Origin of the sequence: Spongiibacter pelagi (assembly GCF_014705705.1) — a bacterium.
Taxonomy (GTDB): domain Bacteria; phylum Pseudomonadota; class Gammaproteobacteria; order Pseudomonadales; family Spongiibacteraceae; genus Spongiibacter; species Spongiibacter pelagi.
This window is the reverse complement of sequence record NZ_JACXLD010000043.1, coordinates 1-1625: the sequence shown is the minus strand read 5'-3', so window position 1 is coordinate 1625 and position 1625 is coordinate 1. Positions and strand designations below refer to the sequence as shown.

The window sequence follows — 1625 nt, the reverse complement described above, 5'->3', positions numbered from 1 at the left end:
AAAACTGACCCACTGAGGATGCGGATAATTTCTTGGACTTATTTATGTCACTAACCCCAAACTTTCACGGTACTCGATGGGGCTGAGATAACCAAGAGACATTTTGATCCGCTTTTCGTTGTACCAGCGAATGTAAGCATCAAGCTCTTCGATGAACCGTGGAATGCTCGTCGATCGCCAATCTCTTGGATAAAACATCTCGGTTTTTAGTCTTCCGAAGAACCCTTCACATGCCGCATTGTCTGGCGAGCACGCTTTACGCGACATAGATCGAATCAGGTTTGCACTTTCAATACGGGAGAGCCATCCCGGCCATCGGTAGTGACCACCCCGATCAGAGTGAACAATAGGCTTTTCAATATCCACGGCCAGGGTCTCAATGGCCGCCTCTAACATAGTATTCACTAGTTCTGCATTTGGCCTAGTGCCAATCGACCAACTTACAACCATTCCATCGAAGCAGTCGATAATAGGTGACAGATAAATCTTTCCAGCTGGTATCTGGAATTCCGAGATGTCCGTGAGCCATTTTTCATTGGGTGCTGCCGCATGGAAGTCGCGGTTGATAATATTCTCCGGAGCAGGGCTTATTTCTCCGATATAAGAACGATATCTACGCCGTTTGGGCCTTGCCGCATGAAGGCCTTCTTGTTTCATGAGGCGCTGCACGACCTTCTCAGAGACGAGCACCTGTTGTTTCATCAACGAAGCTTTAACTCGACGATAACCATAGGTGCGGTGATTGCTTTCAAATATCTCAGTAATGTTGCTGCGGACTTCAACATATTTGTCTCCAACCCGCATCCGAGATCGATGATAAAAGTAAGAGCTTCGCGCCAAATCGACCCGTTCTAAAAGCACGGTTAAGCCATATTCTTCTTTCAGGGCGTCAACCAGCATCGTCTTCTCCCGGTTGCTTAGGAGTTGCAAGTCGCCGCCCAGATCCTTTTTTAATAGATCGTTAGCCTTCTTGAGAAGATCGTGTTCAAGTTGCAGATTACGGATGTCGCGCTGAAGCGTTTCGACTTGACGCTGTAGCTCTTCTCTATCCGCTGTTGTTGGTGAAGTTTTTTCGCGCTTCATGGATGCTGGAGCCTCTCGGCCAAGTAGCTGGTTCTTCCAGTTGTACAGCGTCACTCGATCAACGTCCAGCTTGTCTGCAAGCTCCTGCGCACTGCCTGTGCGTGTACACAATTCGTAAACTGCGGAACGCTTAGAAGACAATGAAGCTGTTGGCCGGCCTACCTTACTAGCAGCGAAACACCTTGTAGTTTCGGGATATCGCTCGCGAACCCATGCGGTGAGATTTTGTCTACAGGGGTAGCCCAAGGCCCTCAGAGTGAACGAGAAACAGCGCCCATGATTTTCCCAATGCTCTATCGCTAGGCTCTTTTGCTCGTCCGAGTACTTCGACTTTGAGCGGCCATACTCTGCTTGCAGATCACCATGCCTTTCGAATTCCTCGTGCCACGCCTTCAAAGTATTCTTGGTCGGGTAACCCAACTGTCGAATCGTCGCCTTACAACGTTTCCCAAGCTGCAAATAGAGTTTTACGGCCCGAAGGCGATCTTCATATGAGTACATGGACTACCTCCAAAGTAGTCCAAGATTTTGTCCGCACCCTC

At 48.9% G+C, this 1625-nt stretch carries 1 protein-coding gene; it reads right to left on the bottom strand.

The window, feature by feature from the left end:
* Window positions 1-42: 42 nt before the first annotated feature.
* Complete coding sequence (locus tag IB286_RS15340; protein ID WP_190767036.1) at window positions 43-1584, bottom strand: IS3 family transposase; 1542 nt, start codon at window positions 1582-1584, stop codon at window positions 43-45.
* Window positions 1585-1625 lie beyond the last annotated feature (41 nt).

Excerpts from the sequence above, each read along its gene's own strand:
- IB286_RS15340 (WP_190767036.1), bottom strand. The coding sequence starts at position 1,584 with ATGTACTCATATGAAGATCGCCTTCGGGCCGTAAAACTCTATTTGCAG.